3 protein-coding genes and 1 pseudogene are annotated in these 3264 nt (G+C 68.5%); all 4 read left to right on the forward strand.

The window, feature by feature from the left end; genetic code table 11:
- Positions 1–1202, forward strand: a 1202-nt coding sequence (nifV, locus tag WC493_RS22590) for a homocitrate synthase (protein ID WP_373068777.1), incomplete at its 5' end; no start/stop codon positions are given.
- Positions 1199–2455, forward strand: coding sequence for an aconitase/3-isopropylmalate dehydratase large subunit family protein (locus WC493_RS22595; protein WP_373068779.1), 1257 nt, complete (start codon positions 1199–1201; stop codon positions 2453–2455). The genes nifV and WC493_RS22595, both read left to right, overlap by 4 nt.
- Positions 2456–2468: 13 nt before the next feature.
- A complete protein-coding gene (locus WC493_RS22600) occupies positions 2469–2990 on the forward strand; it encodes a peptidylprolyl isomerase (protein WP_373068781.1) in 522 nt (173 codons plus the stop codon).
- Positions 2987–3264 (forward strand): annotated as a pseudogene (locus tag WC493_RS22605) (3-isopropylmalate dehydratase); the annotation flags it as partial. The gene WC493_RS22600 and the pseudogene WC493_RS22605, both read left to right, overlap by 4 nt.

Here is a 3264-nt window from a genome sequence, read left to right on the forward strand (position 1 = left end):
CGGCCGAACCGGCGGTGCGCATCGACGACACCACGCTCCGCGACGGCGAGCAGACCGCCGGCGTCGTGTTCAGCAACCACGAGAAGATTCGCATCGCCAAGCTGCTCGATGAGGTCGGCGTTCACCAGATCGAGGTGGGCATCCCCGCCATGGGCGGGGACGAGAAGGCGACTATCAAGGAGATCGTCGACCTTGGGCTGGACAGCTCGATCCTGGCCTGGAACCGCGCCGTGATCGACGACGTCCGGCACTCCATCGACTGCGGTGTCGACGCGGTCGCCATCTCCATGTCCGCCAGCGATATCCACATCGAGCACAAGCTGGCCAAGTCGCGGCAGTGGGTCCTCGACCAGATCCGCGAGTGCGTGGCGTTCGCCAAGGACCAGAACCTGTACGTGTCGGTCAACGCCGAAGACGCCTCGCGCGCCGACCTCGAGTTCCTCCTGCGCTTCGGTCAGGCGGCCAAGGAAGAAGGCGCCGACCGCCTGCGCTTCTGCGACACCCTCGGCATCCTCGATCCGTTCGACACCTTCAACGTGATCACGTTCCTCAAGAAGGAGGGCGGACTCGACATCGAGATGCACACGCACGACGACTTCGGCATGGCCACGGCCAACGCCCTGGCGGGCATCAAAGCCGGGGCCACGTACGTGAACACGACGGTCAACGGCCTCGGAGAACGCGCCGGCAACGCCGCGCTCGAAGAGGTCGTCATGGCGCTCAAGTTCCTCGGCAAGGTGGACGTGGGCCTGCACACCAGCCGCTTCCGCGAGCTCAGCGAGTACGTGGCCGCCGCCTCGGCGCGCACCATCCCGGCCTGGAAGAGCATCGTCGGCACCAACGTCTTCGCTCACGAGAGCGGCATCCATGCCGACGGCGTCATCAAGAACCCCTTGAACTACGAAGCCTTCGCCCCCGAGGACGTCGGTCTCGAACGCCAGATCGTCGTGGGCAAGCACTCCGGTTCGCGCACCATCTACCGCAAGTTCCAGGAGTTCGGTCTGGAGCTAACACAGGCCGACTGCAACGGTATCCTCGCCTTGGTGCGCAAGACGGCCGTGGAGCTCAAACGGGCCCTGTTCGACAAGGAGCTCATGTACATCTATCAGGACTACCTGGGGCGCCTCGGTGACGCCGTGCCCATCGGCAACCGGGCAGACGCCGCCGGCGCGGCCGCAGCGTCCCCCGAGGCGCCTTCGTGAGCGCCCTTACCCTCGCTGAGCAGATCATCGCGGCGCACGCCGGTCTCGACGCGGTCGTGCCCGGGCAGATCGTGGTGTGCGCTGTCGACGTGGCCATCGCCCAGGACGGCACCGGTCCGCTCGCCATTCAGCAGATCGAGGAGCTCGGCGTGGCTGCCGTGAAGGCGCCGACCTGCGTGTTCTTCATCGACCACGCCGCCCCGGCGCCGCGCAGCGAGCTCGCCAACGCGCAGAAGACGATCAGGGCCTTCTGCGCGTCCTCCGGCGCCACGCTCAGTGACGTCGAGATGGGCGTCTGCCATCAGCGCGTCGCCGAAAGCTACGCGCGGCCCGGCGACCTGGTCATCGGCGCGGATTCGCACACCTGTATGGCTGGCGCCCTGGGCGCGTTCGCGACCGGCATGGGCAGCACCGATGTCGCCGTGGGCATGGCCAGCGGCCAGACCTGGCTGCGCGTGCCGGAGACTTTTCGCATCGAGATCGCCGGCGAGCTGCGCGACGGAGTCGAGGCCAAGGATCTGATGCTCACGCTCATCGGCTCGCTCGGCGCCGACGGCGCCACGTACAAGGCGCTCGAGTTTGGTGGGCCGGGCATCGACGTCCTGCCCATGCCCGGCCGCTTCACGCTCAGCAACATGGCGGTGGAGGCCGGCGCGAAGGCAGGCCTCATGCCCAGCGACGGCGCGACGCGCGAGTTCCTCGCCGCTCAGGGCCGCGAGGAGGCCTGGCGGCCACTCGCCGCCGATCCTGGCGCGACCTACGAACGCGTTGTCCAGCTGGACGCCGGCCTCATCGTGCCGACCGTCGCCCGCCCGCACACCGTCGACAACACTGCGCCCGCGGCCGAGCTGGCCGGTACCCGCGTCGACCAGGTCCTCATCGGCACGTGCACCAACGGCCGGCTGGCCGATCTGCGCGCGGCGGCGCGCAGGCTGCGTGGTCGCCGCCGCGCCGCTCATACACGTCTCATCGTCACGCCCGCGTCCCAGGCCGTGGCGCGGGCGGCGGCGGCAGAGGGCCTCTTCGAGGTCTTCTGGGCCGCCGGCGCCGTGGTCACCAACCCCGGCTGCGGCGCCTGTGTCGGCATCCACGAGGGCATCCTCGCCGACGGCGAGGTCTGCCTCAGCACCGCCAACCGTAACTTCCACGGGCGCATGGGCAATCCCGAGGCGTCGATCTACCTGGGTTCGCCGGCGACCGCGGCCGCAACGGCCGTGACCGGCGTCATCACCGATCCCCGCGAACTTCTCTAGGAAGGAGGACGCCGTGGCCAAGCAGTACGACGCACCGCCCCCGCTAGTCATCGACTCCGCCAAGCGGTACACCGCCACGATCAGCACTGACAAAGGCGACATCGTCATCGAGCTCTTCGCCGACAAGGCGCCCACGACCGTCAACAACTTCGTGTTTCTCGCGCGTGAGGGCTTCTACGACGGCGTCACGTTCCACCGCGTCATCAAGGGGTTCATGGCGCAGGGCGGCGATCCGACCGGCAGTGGTAGCGGCGGCCCCGGCTACCGCTTCGCCGACGAGTTCCATCCGGCGCTCAAGCACGATCAGCCCGGGATCCTGTCGATGGCCAATGCCGGCCCGGGCACGAACGGGTCCCAGTTCTTCATCACATATCGCGACACGCCCCATCTGGACGGCAAACACGCCGTGTTCGGGCGCATCATTGAAGGCATGGACGTGCTCGAGGCCATCCCCGAACGTGATCCCGTGCGGGCCCGCGAGCCCGGACTCGCGATGAACAGCGTGACGGTCCGTGAGGAGGAATGGATCACGTGAGCGAGGAACTCCTGCGCGGCAAGGCCTGGCTGTTCGGCGACGACATCTCCACCGACCATATCGCTCCCGGCCGGCTGTTCCACCTGCGCACCGACCTACCGGAGCTCGCCAAGCACGTCCTCGAAGACGCGCGCCCGGAGTTCGCCGCGTCGATGGCGCCCGGCGACTTCGTCGTGGGGGGGCGCAACTTCGGCCTGGGCTCCAGCCGCGAGCACGCGCCGCGCATCATCAAGCTCGCCGGCGCCGGCACCGTCCTCGCGAAGAGCTTCGCGCG

Source organism: Zavarzinia sp. (genome assembly GCF_041650655.1).
Taxonomy (GTDB): Bacteria; Pseudomonadota; Alphaproteobacteria; order Zavarziniales; family Zavarziniaceae; genus Zavarzinia.